The following is a 15,557-nucleotide window of genomic DNA, read 5'->3' on the forward strand; positions in this document are numbered from 1 at the left end:
GTGCGCGGCGCCCTTCGACCGCCGGTTTGCAGTCCGCCGCCGTCAGGGCTTGGCGGCTCTTGCCCGGGCGCGGTAGGCGGCCACGGCGCCCCGGTTGGCGCAGGCGGTGCTGCAGAAGCGGCGGGACCGGTTGCGGGTCAGGTCGAGCACGATGCCGTCGCAGTTCTCGTCGGCGCACACCGACAGGCGGGACATCTCGTCGCCGCGTACGAGATCGGCCATCGCCATTGCCGTCTCCACGACGATCCGGCGCACCACGGGTTCGTCGGGCGACACGGCGTGGATGTGCCAGTCGATGCCGTCGTGGCGGACCAGCCGGGGCACGGCGCCGGCGTCCGCCAGCATCCGATTGATCATCTCGGCGGCGGCGTCGCGGTCCGCGGTGAGCAGGGCCCGCAGTACGGGGCGCAGGGCCCGCAGCTCGGCCAGCTCCGCGGCGTCGCGGTCGCGGCGGCCCGTGTAGCGGTGCCGCGCGTACCAGTCGTCGACCCACGCCGTCGTGGCCAGCGTGTCCGGTTCCGCGCCGCTGTTGACCAGCTCGACGGCCGCTTGGAGCGCGGCCCCTGTGTCATGGGCTAAAAGCACCTTGACATCTTACGACGACCTCCATAGCGTCACTTCCTATGACCCAGCTAGCCAATGACAGGCCCGTCCTGACCGCCGCGCCCGGCATCGGCGGCGGGGTGCTGCTCGCCGTCGTCTCGGCGACGGGTTTCGGCCTCTCCGGCCCGCTGGCCACCGGTCTGCTCGCCACCGGCTGGAGCCCCGGCGCGATCGTCCTCGGCCGCATCGCGCTCGCCGCGCTCGCGCTGGCGCCGTTCACGGTCGCCGCGCTGCGCGGTCGGTGGCATCTGCTGCGGCGCCAGGCCGGGCAGGTCCTGCTGTACGGCACGCTCGCCGTCGCCGGCGCCCAGTTCTGCTACTTCTCCGCGGTCGCCACCATGGATGTCGCCCCGGCCCTGCTCATCGAGTACACGGCGCCCGCGGCCGTGGTCGCCTGGCTCTGGCTGCGGCGCGGCCAGCGCCCCCGCCCGCTGACCGTCGCCGGCGCAGTCGTCGCCGCGGCCGGCCTGGTGCTCGTGCTCGACCTGGCCTCCGGCGCCGATCTGGCCTGGTCGGGTGTCGCCTGGGCGCTGGGCGCGATGGTCGGCGCCACGGCGTACTTCCTGATCTCGGCCGACACCGGCAACGGCCTGCCGCCCCTGGCCCTGGCCGGCGCCGGGCTGACGGTCGGCGCGCTGGTGCTCCTGACCCTCGCCGCGACCGGCCTGCTGCCGATGCACGCCTCCGCCGTCGCACCGCAGTACTCCCTCGGCAGCCCGCCCTGGTGGGTGCCGATGGTCCTGCTCGGCCTGGTCACCGCGGCCGTAGCGTATGCGACCGGCATCGCCGCGAGCCGCCGGCTGGGCTCCCGGGTGGCGTCGTTCGTGGCCCTGCTCGAGGTGGTCGCGGCGGTCCTGTTCGCCTGGCTGCTGGTCGCCCAGCTTCCGGGCCTGGCCCAGCTCGCCGGCGGCGTCCTGATCATCGGCGGCGTGGTGGCCGTCCGCCTCGGCGACCGGTAGACCGCCTCTCCTCACAGCTGTTTGTGGAACACCAGGAAGTCGCAGGGCGTGGCCAGGCGCGGGACCAGGGCCGGGAAGTCGTCGGCGAGGTCGCCCTTGCGGACCACCTGGTAGCCGATCCGGGTGTACCAGTCGTACAGGAACTGCTTCACCGGGTGGGTCCAGGCCTGCGGGACCAGCAGCTCCAGCTGCATCGTGCGCAGCCCCCGGTCGCCCGCCCAGCCCTCGGCGTACGCCACGAGGGCGCGCCCGATGCCGGCTCCGCGCCGCTCGGGGTCGGCCACCAGCATGCCGAGCTCGCCCTCGCCGGTCGGCAGGCGCCGCACCCGCGCCACCCCCGCCGGCTCCCCGTCCGACCCGGCCGCCACCAGCTCGCCGGCCGCGATGATGGAGGCGACCTCGGCGGGTGAGGTCCGCTCGGTGCCCTCGATCCAGAGGCCTTCCTCGGCGGCCGCGTAGACGACGTTGACCAGGTCGGCGACCTGGGCGACATACTCCTCGTCGCCCGATCTGCCCGGCGGAACGAACGAAATCATCACTGTCCCGATCTGGTGGCGGCCGGCTGATCCCACGGTGGCGGGGGTGATGGTGAGTATCCCCGCGCCGCCGACACGTCAGCCAACCGGCTCCTCGAACAGCCGTTGCAGGCTGCCGAGCAGCTGCCGCGCCGTGGCCTGCCGGCCGGGATCCAGCACGCCGGCCGGGTGCGGTCCCCGGTCGACGTCGTCCGGCAAGTGCCGGTCGACGACGACCCGCAGCGCCGCCGCGGCCTGCCGGGCGAACAGCGCCAGCAGGTCGAGCTCGTTGAGGCTGGACCGGGACTGCGGCACGGGGTCCAGGACCTCCAGCACGCCGAGCATCCGTCCATCGTGGATCAGTGGTGCCGCCATCAGCGAGTCCGGCACGTACCGCGTGGATTCGGCGAGGCCGCGGTCGAACGCGGCGTTGCGGGACAGCTCGTTCGCGACCATCGGCTCGCCGGAGGCGACGACCCAGCCGGCGATGCCGCGCCCGGCCGGGAACCGCCGGCCGACCAGGAAGCCCTCGCCCTGGCCGGAGACGCTCTGGAAGATCAGCTCGTCGGCCTGCGCGTCGAGCAGGAACACGGAGCTCGCCTGGGCGCCGAAGATGGCCCGGGCCACGTCCACCACCGACTGGAGCAGTTCGCTGGACAGCGGATCGGTTTCGAGGCCGTTCATGCTTCATCTCCAATATGGACGTCGACGTTGGCCGCGGCCAGGTACAGGACATTCTTGAGTTGGAAGGTGGTCATCCTCGGGTGCTTGGAGAGGATGCGCGCGCAGAGCCCGGTGATGAACGGCGTGGCGAAGCTGTTCCCGCTGGCGCGGATGCTGCCGCCGCCCGGCCACGCCAGCTCGACGTTCTGCCCCGGTGCGAAGAATTCGACCGGGGGCCGCCGGTTGTAGAGGAAGAGGTCCGGCTGGTCCTCCTGGTGATGGCTGCCCACCGAGATGACCGAGGAGAACCGCCACGGAAAGCTCTCGACCGGTACGTTGTGCGCCGAGGCCACGATCGCTATCCGGCGGAAGTAGGCCTCGTCGGCGAGTGAGCGCAGCTCGTCGGCGTACCGCGTCCTGGTGGTGGACAGGCTCAGGTTGATCACGTCGAAGTCCTGGCGGATCGCCCACCGGAGCCCGGCGAGCAGCCCGTCGCCGGTACAGGTGCGGTTGTTGCCGAGCACCCTGACGCTGAAGATCTCGCAATCGGGGGCCACCCGGCGGACGATGCCGGCGCAGGCCGTGCCGTGGCCGCAGGCGTCGCCGGCGTCGACCGGCACCACCTCGTACCCGTCGTCGGCGGACACGACGGCCCACGAGCCGGAGACCGGCCCGACGAGCCGGTGGCCCGGATCCACGCCGGAGTCCACGACACACACCCGTACCCCGGAGCCCGTCGCGCCGCCCCAGGCCCACTCCGGGGAGACCGGCTGCCCGTCGGCGACGACGGCCAGATCGAGCTGGTCCGGGTCGCCCAGCCGCCAGGTAAGCCAGCCGCCGCCGCTCGGGTCGGTGGTAATGCTCATGATTCGCTCATTCGCTGTCCTCGGTTCGGTTCGGTTCGGAGCCGGTCGTGAGTTCGGCCAGCAGCTGCCGGGCCCGGCGGACACCGGGCCGGTGCCCCTTCGCGGCGAATCGCCGGCGTGCTGCGCCGGCGGAGGTCGCCGCCTGTGCGATCCGTCCGGCCCGCGCCAGGACGACCGCCCGGTCGAGTGCCGCGACCGCCTGGACGATCGGCGAATCCGTCGCGGCGGCGGTGGCGACGGCCCGCTCCGCCAGCCGCACGGCCTCCTCGCCCGCGCCCCCGGCCGCGGCGATCCGGCCGCGCAGGCCGTAGAGGTCCGCCAGTTCCGCGCGCAGCGCACCGGGCGCGGCATCGACCGTCCGGAGCGCGTCGCCGGCCTCCGCCCACCGTCCCTGTTCGAGCAGGAGCCGGGCCGTCTCCCGTACGACCGCGCTGCGCATGCCGTCCGAGGCGAGCCGCAGCGCCGCCGCATCGGCCCGGCGCAGCAGCCGCAGCGCCGCCTCCGGCCGTCCCGCCAGCGACTCGACGGCGGCGGCGAAGATCGGGATGACCAGTTCACCCTCGGCGTAGCCCAACGTCTCGGCGACGGCACCGGCATCCGCGAGGCGGGCGTGCGCGTCGTCGATCCGATCGTCGAGGGCGAGGAGGACGGCGAGCGGGCAGCTCAGCGTCACCCGCACGGTCGGCCGGCGGGAGCCGTGCTCGGCGAGGAGCGCGCGGCATCGCTCGACCGCCGCGGGTACCGGGGTCGGGCCCCGCCACAGCGACATGCCGAGCGCTCCGAGCGCCATCGCCTGTACGGCTTCCAGGTCGCGCCGCGCCGCGTGCGTCAGCGCGGCGTCGAGCCGCCGCACGGCACTGGAGTGCCGGCCGTGGAACTGGTGCTCCTGCGCCAGCCTGATGTGCGCGCGGGCCTGGCCAAGGTCGTCACCGGCGGCCACGAAGACGGGCATGGCCTGCCGGGCGGCGGCCGCGGCGGCGCTGACGGCCTCCGCGCCGTCCGTCGCGGCGAGGGCCAGCCGCGCGTGTGCCGTCTCGACCGGGTCCTCGGCCGCGTCGAGCACGCCGCGCAGCAGCGACCGGCCCTCCTCGATCCGCCCGGCGGCGATGCGGGCCTCGGCGAGCCGCCGGGTCGTGGCCGCCCAGCCGTCCTCCCCTCGCGTGCACAGGTCGGCGGCCCGCTGCAGCAGCGTCCCGGCCCAGGTGACGTCGGAGCGGTGGAGTGCCTGCGCGCCGGCCGTGCCGAGCAGGGCGGCGGCGCGGCGGCGCAGCGTGTCGGTGGTGGCGCCGAGCAGGCCGAGCTCGACGCGGTAGCGGTAGGCCCGCTCCAGATGACCGGCGGCGGTCACGGCCGCGGCGTCCCACCGGTGCAGGAGGTCCGCGGCGCGCTCGTGGCGCTCGGCCCGGGTCTGTTTGGCCATCGCCCGGTAGGTGGCCTCGTGGATCAGGCTGTTGGCGAAGCGGATCAGCGCGCCGTCCGGGCTCGCCACCCCGGTGCGCTGCACCAGGCGACGGCTGTCCAGGTGGGCCAGCGCGGCGCGCACCGGTTCGTGCGGCGGCGTGCCGGACAGTGGCCCGCCCGGAGCGCCCTCGGGCCCGGTGCCGGCCAGTCCGGCGAGTTGGCGGGGGGTGAACTCGCGGCCGAGGATCGCCGCGAGGTCCAGCGCCGTGCGCTCCGGCCGGTCGAGCGCGTCGATCCGGGCACCGAGCACGGACTGCAGCGAGGGCGGCAGGTCGTCCCGGTCGGCCTCGGTGACGGCGGCGACCAGCTGCTCGAGGTAGAACGGGTTTCCCGCGCAGGCGGCCACCACCGTGGCCGGGCTGGCCGTCTGGTGGCCGGCGACCTCGACGAGCGTCGCCACCATGACCTCGGACTCCACCGTGGACAGACCGGAGAGCAGCAGATGTGGTGCCCGCCCCGAACCCCATGCGGCGCGGCGGTCCAACACGTCCAGCCGGGCCAGGCAGAGGAACAGCACGGGCGACCGCGCGGTCAGCGCGGTGAGCCGGTCGACGGCGTCCAGCAGCGGATCGGCGGCCCACTGGCAGTCGTCGAGGACCAGCACCACCGGACGGTCCTGCGCGAGGCCGTCGAGGACCGCGGCGAGGGCGGCGCAGGTGCTGTGCGCGGCCGGTCCCGGCGTGCCGTCCTCGAGCAGGCCGGACCGCAGGACCGCCATGGCATCGGCCGGCAGCCGGTCCGGGTGCCGGCCGGCCAGCAGCTGGTGCACCGCCTCGGCCAGCGGTGCCAGGCTGCCGTGATCGCCGTACGGCCGGCAGCGCCCGGTGCCGTGCCGGACCGGCCGGCGGACGCCGGCGAGCCAGCTGTGCACCAGGCGGGTCTTGCCGATGCCGGGTTCCCCGCACACGGTGACCAGCCGGCTCCGGCGCTCCGTCACCACACCGTCGAGGGCCAGGTTCAGCTCTCGCAGTTCGCCTGCGCGGCCGACGAACGGGACGTCGAGGCGGCCGGGCAGCTCAGGCGCATCGGTGTCCAGGCCGAGCAGGCGGTGTGCGATGACCGGCGCCTGCTTGCCCTTCAACGCCAGCGGGCCGACCGGCTCGGTCCGGGCGGCGCCGCCGAGTGCCCGGTGGGTGACCGGGCCGATGAGGATCTCGCCCGCGCCGGCATGCTGCTCCAGCCGCGCGGCGACGTTCACCGTCTCTCCCGAGACCAGCGCCTGCCGATCCGCGAAGCCGTCACCGGTCACCGCGGGGCCGGTGTTGACCCCGATCCGGACCGCGAGGCGCACCCCGAGCGTCGCGTCGAGGTCGGCGTTGACGACGGCCAGCGCCGCGCGCATGTCGAGGGTGGCGGCCACCGCGCGGCGGGCGTCGTCGTCGTGCATCACCGGTACGCCGAAGACGGCCATGACCGCGTCACCGATGAACTTCTCCACCGTGCCACCGTGATGTTCGATGCAGTCCCGCATCGCCGCGAAGTACCGGAGCACCACCGAGCGCAGCGTCTCCGGATCAAGCGCCTCGGACAGGGCGGTGGAGCCGACGAGATCGCAGAAGACGACCGTCACCAGCTTCCGCGCCGCCACGACCGCGGCCGGCGTGCCGGCGGTGCCGCACGACGGGCAGAACCGGGCGTTCGGCGGCATCGTGGCCGCGCACGCGGTGCAGGTCATGCTGGGCCTCCCCGGCGGATCGGGCGGTGGGACCGCACGGTCAGAACAGCGCCGCGCCGGCGATGTCGCTGTGTGCCTGTACGTCCGGGCCGACCGCTTCCAGCCGGCTCCGGATGTCGACCAGGAGCGTGAACTCGTCGTCGGTCAGATCGCGAAGCACCTCGAGCTGCTCGGCGGTGAGCGCGTGGGTCGGTATGCCGTTCGCTTCGAGATCGGCGAGCGAGTACCGGTGCCGGTTCATGTGCTGTGCTCCTCACGCGGGTGGGTTGCGGCGCAGGACGTGCAGGTACAGCCCGACGAGCGCCTGCGCCGTCTGCAGGCCGCTGATCGAGACGAGACGCAGCTGCTCCTCGGTGAGTGGGAGCTCGTCGAGCAGGCTGAACACCTGTTCGGTGTGGCCGGTGTCCAGGACGGCGTGTTCGCGTACGGTCCGGACGGCGCGCTCGGGTATGCCGGCCGACGTGAGCCGGTCGACGAGCCGCACCGCCGGCGCGTTGGCCTCCAGCACGGCGATGTATCCGAGCACCGCGACCGGGTGAACGTGCGCGATCCAGTAGTACTGCGGGCCGACCAGGGCGGCCGCTGCCGGCGGCGGTTGCGCGAGCAGCCCGGCCGGGTCGGCGCCGGCCCCGAGCTCGGCGAGATCGGCGGCCAGCCAGTCGTCGTGGCCGCGCTCCTCCTCGATGTGGTGGCGCAGGTACGCCTGGAGCGGGCCGCCGACCGGGTCGTCCACCAGCTCCGCGCAGCGGCCGGCGGCGAACTCCATGACCGGCACCGAGGCGCGGACCACCGCGTGCATCGCGCACAGGTACCCGCGATAGCGCCCGGGCAGGCCGGGGCGCTGCCACAGCCGCGCCGACGCGGCACGAAGGGTCGGCGCCGCCTGCGCGATCGTGGCCCGGAGCGTCGCGGCGGCGGCGCGCCGCCCGGCCGGCCGGCTCACGACCGGTCCGCCCCGCGCGCGCCGACCAGGTGCGCGTGGCGCGCGCAGCCGTACCGGCGGACGAAGTCCACCGGGCCGGCCCGCAGCTGGACCGCCGCCACCTGCCGATCCACCAGCTCTCCCACGGCGCCGGCCGCCGCCCGGCCGGCCGCGGCGAGCACCTCCGGCCGCTCGCCGAGCCGCCGGCACCCGGCGCAGTACCCCTGATCGGCCGGTGCGCCGGCGGCCGGCGTGCCGTACCGCGAGAGCAGATGCGCGGGCCCGGTGCTGCGGATCATCCGCAGCACCGGCGCGGTCAGCAGCCGGCGGCGGACGGCCGGCCAGTCGTCGTCGTCAAGGTGCCCGAGCCGCAGGTGCTCCGGTGCCGGCCGCCGGTCGACGACGTCCTGGTTGCAGCAGGCCAGCACCATTCCGTCCGCGGCCACGACGGGCCAGGCCGCCATCGCGCACGGCGACACCTCACCCGGGTCGGCGGGCATCGGCCGGGCCGCGGCCCACGCCGCCGCGCGTCCCACCGGCCGGACGGTGTTGACAAGCATCGGTACGCGGTCGCCGAACCGCCGTCGCACGTCGGCGACGAGGCCGGTCAGGTAGGGGTCGCCGGCCGTGGCGCCGACCGCGTGGATGCTGACCGGTGTCCCGGCGTCGAGCACCGACGACAGCAGCCGGAACACGTCGGGGCGCGGGATCTGCCGCTCGTGGAAGACGTCGATGCTGACCGAGAAGTGGTCGACCGCGTCGATCGCCGCCCGGATGGCCGCGGGTGTCGCCGTCCGCGCGAAGAACGCTCCGGTCAGGACGGCGCTGCGGGCACCCCGGCGCCGGGCGGCGAGCGCGAGCTCCGCAACCAGCTCCGGGCGCAGCAGCGGCTCACCGCCGGTCATGAGCACCACATCGGGGCGGTCCCGGTCGCCGAAGGACGCCACGAACCGCCGCAACCGGGCGGCGGACGGCTGCGGGCCGGCCTGGGTCGACGCCGACGAGCAGTGCGCGCAACGCAGCGGGCAGCGCTGCGTCAACGCCAGCAGCAGACCGGCGCCGGGCAGCGGGCGCAGGCCGACCAGCTCACCAAGCTCCACGGTTTCCCCTGTCATAGGCCACCCGCGCGATCACGGACCGGTGCAGTCTCTCCGGGCCCGGGTTGGCGAGGGGCTGCCTCGCGCATCGAACGCGGTATGGCCGCAGGCCCAGGCGCGTGCCCGGCCCGCCGCACGTGTTCCGGCGGACGGGTCCGGCGCTCGGTACACCCCCGGCAGGCAGCGGCCATACCGCCGCCATACCGGTGCGCAACCGTTCCTTGTACTCGGGTCCATAGCGTTCGGGCCACGGCGGAACCACACCGGCTCCGCGCTGAACCAAGGAGTCTGACGATGTCGATGAACGCGTGGACGGTGCTTTCCCTGCAGGAGCAGAACACCGAGACCGGCCCCGAGGGCGACGGAGACGTCGAGGGCCACATCAGCCTGACCAGCGTCCTCGCCAACTGCGCGAGCGCCTCCTAAATAGTTCGATCGGGCACACCGGTAGTCGAACGGCGGGTGCGTTGGGCTCCCCCGGTCCAGCGCACCCGCCAGGCCGTCAGAAGTCCCGGAAACAGCCATCGGAAGGAATCCGAGAATGACCATGCACGCCTGGACGGTGCTTTCCCTGCAAGAGCAGCAGCCCGAGGACGGACCCGAAGGCGAACAGGACGTCGAGGGTCACGCGAGCGCCAGCTTCATCAGCATCGCGGCCGGCTGCCTGAAGCCCGTATAAGCAGCTATCAGAAGGAGTCTGACGATGACGATGCACGCGCGGACCGTGCTGTCCCTGCAGCAGCAGCACATCGAGAACGGACCCGAGGGCGAAGAGGACGTCGAGGCGCACGCCTTCAGCGCGTTCAGCCTCGCGGTATGCGAAAAGCCCTGCTAGGTGTTCGCCCGGCAGGGCCGGGGCGATAGGGCCCCGCCCTGCCGGGGTGACTCACCGGTTCACCTCAGCCTCAGATGGAGATGCCATGAGATTTCCGATGGAGTTCGCCGTGGCGGACCGGGAGTTCTACGCCCCGCTGGACGACGGCCGCGACGACGGCGACGGCCTGCGGCCGACGAACGTCCCCAGTGGATGGAACGAGGCCCGGTTCGGCGTGTGGCGGGGCTGGCAACCGGCTGAGCACGACCCGCTGCCCGATGACGGGTGGAAGGTGCACGTCTCCGCCCGGGCGGGGCGGATCCAGCACGTGTTGGACACCACGGCGGCGCTGTGCTTCGCGCAGGGTGTCGCGTTCAAGCATCTCGCGGCCGGATCCGGCTACTTCTGGCAGCACGCGAGGCACGCGAACCGGGCACAGAGCGGCAAGTTCATCGCGGCGTACCCGGCCGACGTTGCCGCGGCGCGCCGGCTGATGACCGCGCTGCACGCGGCGCTGGCCGACGAGGACGGCCCCTTCATCCTGTCGGACCGCCCCTTCCAGGACTCGAACGTCGTGTTCTACCGGTACGGCGCGTTCACCAGGCGCGAACGCCACCGGGCCGACGGCACGCTCGAGTTGCTGACCCGCGACGGTCACGGAAACCTCGTCGGCGACCAGCGCGGCGTGTCCTTCCAGCTGCCGCCGGGCATCGCCGACCCGTTCCTCGCCGAACCACTCGGGCCGCCGCCGGCCGCCGGCGACCTCAACGGGTTCCGCATCGAGTCGGCGATCCGCTTCACCAACGCCGGCGGCATCTACCTGGGCCGGGAGTCGGCCACCGGCAGGCGGGTCGTCTGCAAGGAGGCACGGCCCCACGTCGGCACGCGCGAGGACGGCGCGACCGCGATCGACCTGCTCCGGGCCGAACACGAAGTCCTGACCGAGCTGCACCGGCTGGCACCGGGGCTGGCACCGGAGCCGATCGCCCACTTCTCGCAGTGGAAGCACGAATTCCTCGTGATGGAGCACATCCCCGGCGAGTCGTTCGGGCCGTGGATGGTGCGGCGGACGCCACTGGTGCGGGCCGGCTCGACGGCGGCCGAGTTCGCCGACTTCTACGATCGCTGCGCGGCCGTCCTGAGCCAGGTGGAGCAGGCCATCCGGCGGCTGCACGCGATCGGGTACCTCTTCGTGGACATCAGCGCGACAAACGTCATGGTCGGCGACGACGACACCGCCCGGCTCGTGGATTTCGGCTCCGCCCAGCGGATCGGCACCACCTTCGTAGCGGCCGTCACACCGGGGTTCCTGCCACCGGACGACCTCGTCCGCGCCGACGCCCGCGAGCACGACCTGTTCGGGTTGTCCCGGCTGGCCCAGCACTGCCTCGGCCCGCTGCAACTGGTCCTGGACCGCAACCCCGACGCGCTGGCGCACCTGCACCGGGATCTGAACGACATCGCGCCGGTGTCGCCGGCGCTCTGGCAACGCGCCACCAGCCATCACGTGCCCCGCAACGACCCGCGCCTGCCGACGCCCGCACAGGTGGCGACCGACCCCATCGGTCACCTGACCGCGCTGCGCGACGGAGTCGCGGACGCGCTCGTCGCCATGGCCGACCTGACGAACACCAGCCGCGTGTTTCCCACCATCCCCCAGGGGCACCAGTCCAACACGGTGTGCGTGGCCTACGGCACGGCAGGCGTGGTACACGCGCTGCGCCGCTCAGGCCGCGCGCTGCCGGACGGTCTCGTCGAGCGGCTGCGCCGGGACGCCCTGGACCAGGCACACAAGCTCGGTCCCGGGCTGTTCGTCGGGCTGGCCGGTATCGCGCAGGTGCTCGCCGCGTCCGGCTGCGTCGAGGAGGCCGGAGACCTCCTCGCGACGGCCGACCGCCATCCACTCACCGGCAGCTGTGCAACGATCTTCGCCGGCGCCGCCGGCGTGGCGCAGGCCCACCTGGGGCTGTACCAGCTCACCGGCGACGAACACCACGTCGAACGGGCCTGCGCGCTGGCGGCGGCGCTGCCGTCGGACGAGCAGCTGACGGGCCGGCTCGGTGCGGACGACGCCACGGGGTTGATGCACGGCCGGTCCGGCGTCGCGTTGATGCTGCAGCAACTGGCCGGCGTCACGGGCGACGACCGCCACCTCGCGCGGGCGGTACGGCTGCTGCACGCCGAACTCGACCGGGCGACCGACGCCAACACGTCCGGCCTGATGTTCCCGGCCTCCACAAAGGACCGCAGGGTCATGCCGTACCTGTTCGTCGGCTCGGCCGGCACCGCCTTCGCGGTCACCCGCACCCTGCGTGCCGTCGCGGACGAGCGCCTGGCCGCCGCGCTGCCCCGCCTGCTGGAACCGGTCCGCCTGACCTACACCGCGTTCCCGGGTCTCCTGCAGGGGATGGCCGGCTTCGCGTTCACCCTCGCCGACCACGCCCTGCTGACCGGCGACGACTCGGCGCGCGCCGCCGCGCTGCGGTCGGCCCGGGCCCTGTTCAAGTACGTCGTGCCGCACGAGACCGGCGTCCGCATTCTGGGTGACCAGGCGTTGCGGTTCAGCGCGGAGCTGTGGAGCGGCTCGGCCGGCGTCCTGCTGGGACTGACGCACACCCTCGATCCGCGCCCGGACGCGCTGTTCACGGTGGACGAGCTGATCGACGCCCGGTGCGGGCCGGTGCCGCCGGCAATGGCCATGGCCCTTCCCGCGGCCGCGGGGCGGTGACGTGAGCCCCGGGCGGCACCGGCAACGCCCAGGGCAGCACCGACCTCGCCGGGACGCCACGTCGGCCGACCTCCGCCTGTACTGGTGGGGACACACCGCGTCGGCGCTCGGCTCGGCCTTCACCGGGATCACGCTGCCGATCATCGCGGTGGTGCACTTCGAGGCCTCCCCGGGGCAGGTCAGCCTGATCAGCGCGGCGGCCGTGCTTCCGATGTTGCTGCTTGCGCTGCCGGCCGGCGTCCTCGCCGACCGGATCGAGCGACCGCGCCGCACCCTGATCCTGCTCGACACGCTCTCCGCGATCGCCGTCGCCGCGATCACGGCGGGTGTCGCCCTGGAGGTCGCCTCGATCGGCTGGCTGGTGGCGCTCTGCGCCGCGCAGGGCTGCGTCGGGGTCTTCCTGGAGACCGTGTACTTCATCCACCTGCGCCAGCTCGTCGACGACGCGCAACTGGGCGCCGTGCGGGCCCGGCTGCAGGCCGGCCAGTACGCGGCGGGCATCATCGGCCGGCTCCTCGCCGGCCCGACCATCGTGATGTTCGGGCCGGCGGCCGCGCTGGCGGTCGACGGGATCAGCTACCTGCTGAGCGCCACCGCGTTGGTGTGCATGACGCCGGTGGCACAGACCCTGCGGCCCACCGCCGGCGAACCTGCCGCCGGGCTCGGAGCCGCGCTGCGGACGATGACGACCGGGATGCGGTTCTGCTTCGGCGAGCCGGTCCGCCGGGCGGTGCTGGTGGCGCTGTTCGTTCCCGGCGCCGCGCTGGCGGGCGTGGGCGCGCTCACCGCGCCGTTCCTGCTGCGGGTGGTGCAGGTGCCGACCCAGGCGTACGGGTGGTTGTTCATGGCGTCGGGGTTCGCGGGTCTCGCCGGTTCGGTCCTCGCCGGCCGGCTGCTCGCCGGCGGCCGGGATCCCCGGGGCGTACTCCTCGCGTCGAGCGGCGCCGCCGCGCTCGCCGGCGTCCTGCTGCCCGCCGCGGGCGGGCCGATCCTGATCGCAACCGGCCTGGCCGCGGTCGGCGTCGGCCTGCCGGCGCTCTTCGCGGCGGTCGCCAACGTCGCGGTCGGGCCCGTGATCGTCGCCGACGTCGACGAGGGGACCCTCGGCCGCATCCTGGCCGCGCTCCAGGTGGTGGGCGCCGCCTCCGGGCTGCTGGGTGCGGTGACCGGCGGCGCGCTCGGCGAGCTCATCGGCGTCCGGTCGGCGCTGTGGGTGCTGCAGCTCGGTGCGCTGGCGGCCGTGCTGCTGTCCGTGCCGCCGGCGCTCCGGGCGGCGCGCCGGTCCCGGCGGGCGGCCGCGCCGGCGGACCTGGGCCGCACCCCCGCGGCGGACCTCGCCCGGGCGGCGTGAGCAGCGGCGCGGTGCCCGGCTCAGGCGTCGTGCCGGCTCAGGTCACGGACGAACGACCGGACCAGCGGGGGCAGGACGAACTGCGGCAGCGCGTGCCCGTCGTGCGCCTCGACCTCGGCCGGTTGCAGCTCCACGAAATGCTCCTCGGCGAGGCGCTCGACGGCCGCCTCGGCCTGAGCGAACTCGACGCCGAGCCCGCGGGCGACCTCGGACACCGAGGCACCCGGCTCGGCCGACGCCGCCAGCAGGCGCAGCGTCGCGCGATCGTCGGGCCGCAGGTCGTGGTACCAGACGGACAGGCGGGCGCGCAGGTCGACGTCGCCGGCCATCAGTTCGGTCAGCAGGGCCCGGCCGTCCGCCAGCCGGTCCGCATAGCGGTCCAGCGGGAGGTGCCGGAGGCCGTCGAGCTTCCCGCCGATGATCCGCAGCGCCAGCGGCAACCCACGACAGCTGGCGAGGAGCCGCCGGACGGCCGCCGGCTGCGCCGTCACCCGCTCCGGTCCGACCAGCCGGCCGAGCAGCTCCAGCGCCTCGGCGTCGGAAAGCGGCTCCAGGCCGATCCGCACCGCCGACGCCAGGCCGACCAGCTGTCGACGGCTGGTGACGACGACCGCCCCGCCCCCGGTCGCCGCGAGCAGCGACCGCACCTGGGACTCGGTGACCGCGTCGTCCAGGATCACCAGCATCCGGTGGCGTGCGGTAACCGACCGGAACAGCTTGGCCCGGTCGTGCGGCACCGGCTCGGTGACGCCGAACTCGCGCAGCAGCTCGCCGAGCACCTCCGGAACCAGGCGCGGTCCCCCGTCGGGTGCGCGGAGCGAGACCATGACCCGGCCGTCGGGGAACCGGTCGGCGAGCCGGTGCGCGCAGTGCACCGCCAGCGCCGTCTTGCCGACCCCCGCGGCGCCGCTCACCACCGCCACGGTGTCCCGGCCGGCGGTGAGGACGCCGAGCAGCGCGTCAGTTTCGTGAGCGCGCCCGGTGAAGTCGGGGGTGTCCCAGGGCACGTTGACGTGGCCGGCCGGGCCGTCGGGCACCGACACGGCGGCGACCGCGGGCGCGGATTCCGGCACGTGCAGGTCCACGTCGCCGCGCAGCATCGACTCGTAGAGCCCGACGAGTACCGGGCTCGGCGGCAGCCCCAGCTCCCGGGACAGCTGCTGGCGCATGGCCTCGTACTGGGCGAACGCCTCGGTGTGCCGGCCGGACCGGTAGAGCGCGAGCAGCTGGGCCCGGCGCAGCCGCTCCCGGAACGGCTGCTGACGCGACGGCGGGTCGAGCGCGTCCACGATGTCCGCGTGCCGCCCAAGCGCCAGGTTGGCCTCCGCCCAGTCCTCCAGGACGGTCAGGTGCTGCGCCTGCAACCGGTCGGCCTCGGCGGCCACCTCCGGCACCGTCACCAGGTCCGGCAGGACGGGACCGCGCCACAGGCGTACGGCCTCGCCGAGCGTGTCGGCGGCCCGCTGCCACGCGCCGTCTCGCATCGCTTGCCGGCCGGACCGGGCGAGCTGCTGCTGCCGCAGGGTGTCGAGCTGGTCCGGCCCGACCTGGATCGAGTAGCCGGGCAGGTGGTGCCGCAACGGCCCGTCGCACCGGGCGCCGTCCGACCGCTGACCGAGAAGGCCGCGCAGCCCGGACACGTACACTTGGAGGTTCTTCTGTGCCGTTCGCGGCGGCTCGTCGTCCCACAGCGCGTCGCGCAGTGCGCCGACCGGCACCGCCGTGTTCGCGCGGCACAGCAGCACCGCCAGCACGATGCGCTGTTTGCGGGCGCCGATGGCGAGCGGCCGTCCATTCTGGAGCACCTCGAGCGAGCCGAGGATGCCGTACCTCAGATCGGTGACAGACCGCGTGACGCGCTCGTGATTCTCGTCGGCCCCGTTGCGCATCATCGTTCTCCCAC

At 74.2% G+C, this 15,557-nt stretch carries 15 protein-coding genes; 6 read left to right on the forward strand and 9 right to left on the reverse strand.

The window, feature by feature from the left end:
- Positions 1–42: 42 nt before the first annotated feature.
- Entirely contained in the window at positions 43–585 is a 543-nt protein-coding gene (locus tag AB0B58_RS39070; protein ID WP_360235239.1) for a CGNR zinc finger domain-containing protein, read from the reverse strand.
- A gap of 38 nt (positions 586–623) precedes the next feature.
- Here AB0B58_RS39070 and AB0B58_RS39075 point away from each other — a divergent pair, with 38 nt between their 5' ends.
- Positions 624–1,562 carry a DMT family transporter gene (locus AB0B58_RS39075; protein ID WP_360235242.1) on the forward strand — a complete coding sequence of 313 codons (939 nt, stop codon included), beginning with the start codon at positions 624–626 and terminating at the stop codon, positions 1,560–1,562.
- Between the two features lie 11 nt (positions 1,563–1,573).
- Here AB0B58_RS39075 and AB0B58_RS39080 read toward each other — a convergent pair whose 3' ends face one another.
- The 7 genes from AB0B58_RS39080 to AB0B58_RS39110 all read right to left on the reverse strand — a co-directional run bounded on the left by AB0B58_RS39080 (position 1,574) and on the right by AB0B58_RS39110 (position 8,764).
- Entirely contained in the window at positions 1,574–2,098 is a 525-nt protein-coding gene (locus tag AB0B58_RS39080; protein WP_360235245.1) for a GNAT family N-acetyltransferase, read from the reverse strand.
- Between the two features lie 78 nt (positions 2,099–2,176).
- Positions 2,177–2,761: a GAF domain-containing protein gene (locus AB0B58_RS39085; RefSeq protein WP_360235248.1), complete on the reverse strand. Its 585-nt coding sequence runs from the start codon at positions 2,759–2,761 to the stop codon at positions 2,177–2,179.
- Positions 2,758–3,606: a S8 family serine peptidase gene (locus AB0B58_RS39090; RefSeq protein ID WP_360235251.1), complete on the reverse strand. Its 849-nt coding sequence runs from the start codon at positions 3,604–3,606 to the stop codon at positions 2,758–2,760. Before AB0B58_RS39090 ends, AB0B58_RS39085 begins: the two co-directional genes overlap by 4 nt.
- A 7-nt stretch (positions 3,607–3,613) precedes the next feature.
- Entirely contained in the window at positions 3,614–6,742 is a 3,129-nt protein-coding gene (locus AB0B58_RS39095; RefSeq protein WP_360235254.1) for an adenylate/guanylate cyclase domain-containing protein, read from the reverse strand.
- A gap of 40 nt (positions 6,743–6,782) precedes the next feature.
- Positions 6,783–6,983, reverse strand: coding sequence for an aroma-sacti cluster domain-containing protein (locus AB0B58_RS39100; RefSeq protein ID WP_360235257.1), 201 nt, complete (start codon positions 6,981–6,983; stop codon positions 6,783–6,785).
- A 12-nt stretch (positions 6,984–6,995) separates the two neighbouring features.
- Positions 6,996–7,685, reverse strand: a complete 690-nt coding sequence (locus AB0B58_RS39105; protein ID WP_360235260.1) for an iron-containing redox enzyme family protein — start codon at positions 7,683–7,685, stop codon at positions 6,996–6,998.
- Positions 7,682–8,764 carry a radical SAM protein gene (locus AB0B58_RS39110; protein WP_360235262.1) on the reverse strand — a complete coding sequence of 361 codons (1,083 nt, stop codon included), beginning with the start codon at positions 8,762–8,764 and terminating at the stop codon, positions 7,682–7,684. The genes AB0B58_RS39105 and AB0B58_RS39110 overlap by 4 nt, the downstream gene beginning before the upstream one ends.
- Before the next feature lie 291 nt (positions 8,765–9,055).
- On the opposite strand from AB0B58_RS39110, the gene AB0B58_RS39115 reads away from it, so the two are divergent.
- The 5 genes from AB0B58_RS39115 to AB0B58_RS39135 all read left to right on the forward strand — a co-directional run bounded on the left by AB0B58_RS39115 (position 9,056) and on the right by AB0B58_RS39135 (position 13,654).
- The gene (locus AB0B58_RS39115; protein ID WP_360235264.1) at positions 9,056–9,187 is read left to right on the forward strand and encodes a hypothetical protein; all 132 of its coding nucleotides are present in this window, start codon (positions 9,056–9,058) and stop codon (positions 9,185–9,187) included.
- A 115-nt stretch (positions 9,188–9,302) separates the two neighbouring features.
- Complete coding sequence (locus AB0B58_RS39120) at positions 9,303–9,440, forward strand: hypothetical protein (protein WP_360235267.1); 138 nt, start codon at positions 9,303–9,305, stop codon at positions 9,438–9,440.
- Positions 9,441–9,464: 24 nt separating this feature from the next.
- Positions 9,465–9,596: a hypothetical protein gene (locus tag AB0B58_RS39125; RefSeq protein WP_360235269.1), complete on the forward strand. Its 132-nt coding sequence runs from the start codon at positions 9,465–9,467 to the stop codon at positions 9,594–9,596.
- Between the two features lie 85 nt (positions 9,597–9,681).
- Positions 9,682–12,303 carry a class III lanthionine synthetase LanKC gene (gene lanKC, locus AB0B58_RS39130; RefSeq protein WP_360235272.1) on the forward strand — a complete coding sequence of 874 codons (2,622 nt, stop codon included), beginning with the start codon at positions 9,682–9,684 and terminating at the stop codon, positions 12,301–12,303.
- A 1-nt stretch (position 12,304) separates the two neighbouring features.
- Positions 12,305–13,654 carry an MFS transporter gene (locus tag AB0B58_RS39135; protein WP_360235275.1) on the forward strand — a complete coding sequence of 450 codons (1,350 nt, stop codon included), beginning with the start codon at positions 12,305–12,307 and terminating at the stop codon, positions 13,652–13,654.
- Between the two features lie 20 nt (positions 13,655–13,674).
- On the opposite strand, the gene AB0B58_RS39140 is transcribed toward AB0B58_RS39135, so the two are convergent.
- Entirely contained in the window at positions 13,675–15,546 is a 1,872-nt protein-coding gene (locus tag AB0B58_RS39140; protein WP_360235278.1) for a BTAD domain-containing putative transcriptional regulator, read from the reverse strand.
- Between the last annotated feature and the right edge of the window lie 11 nt (positions 15,547–15,557).

Origin of the sequence: Actinoplanes sp. NPDC049118 (assembly GCF_040648555.1) — a bacterium.
GTDB lineage: Bacteria > Actinomycetota > Actinomycetes > Mycobacteriales > Micromonosporaceae > Actinoplanes.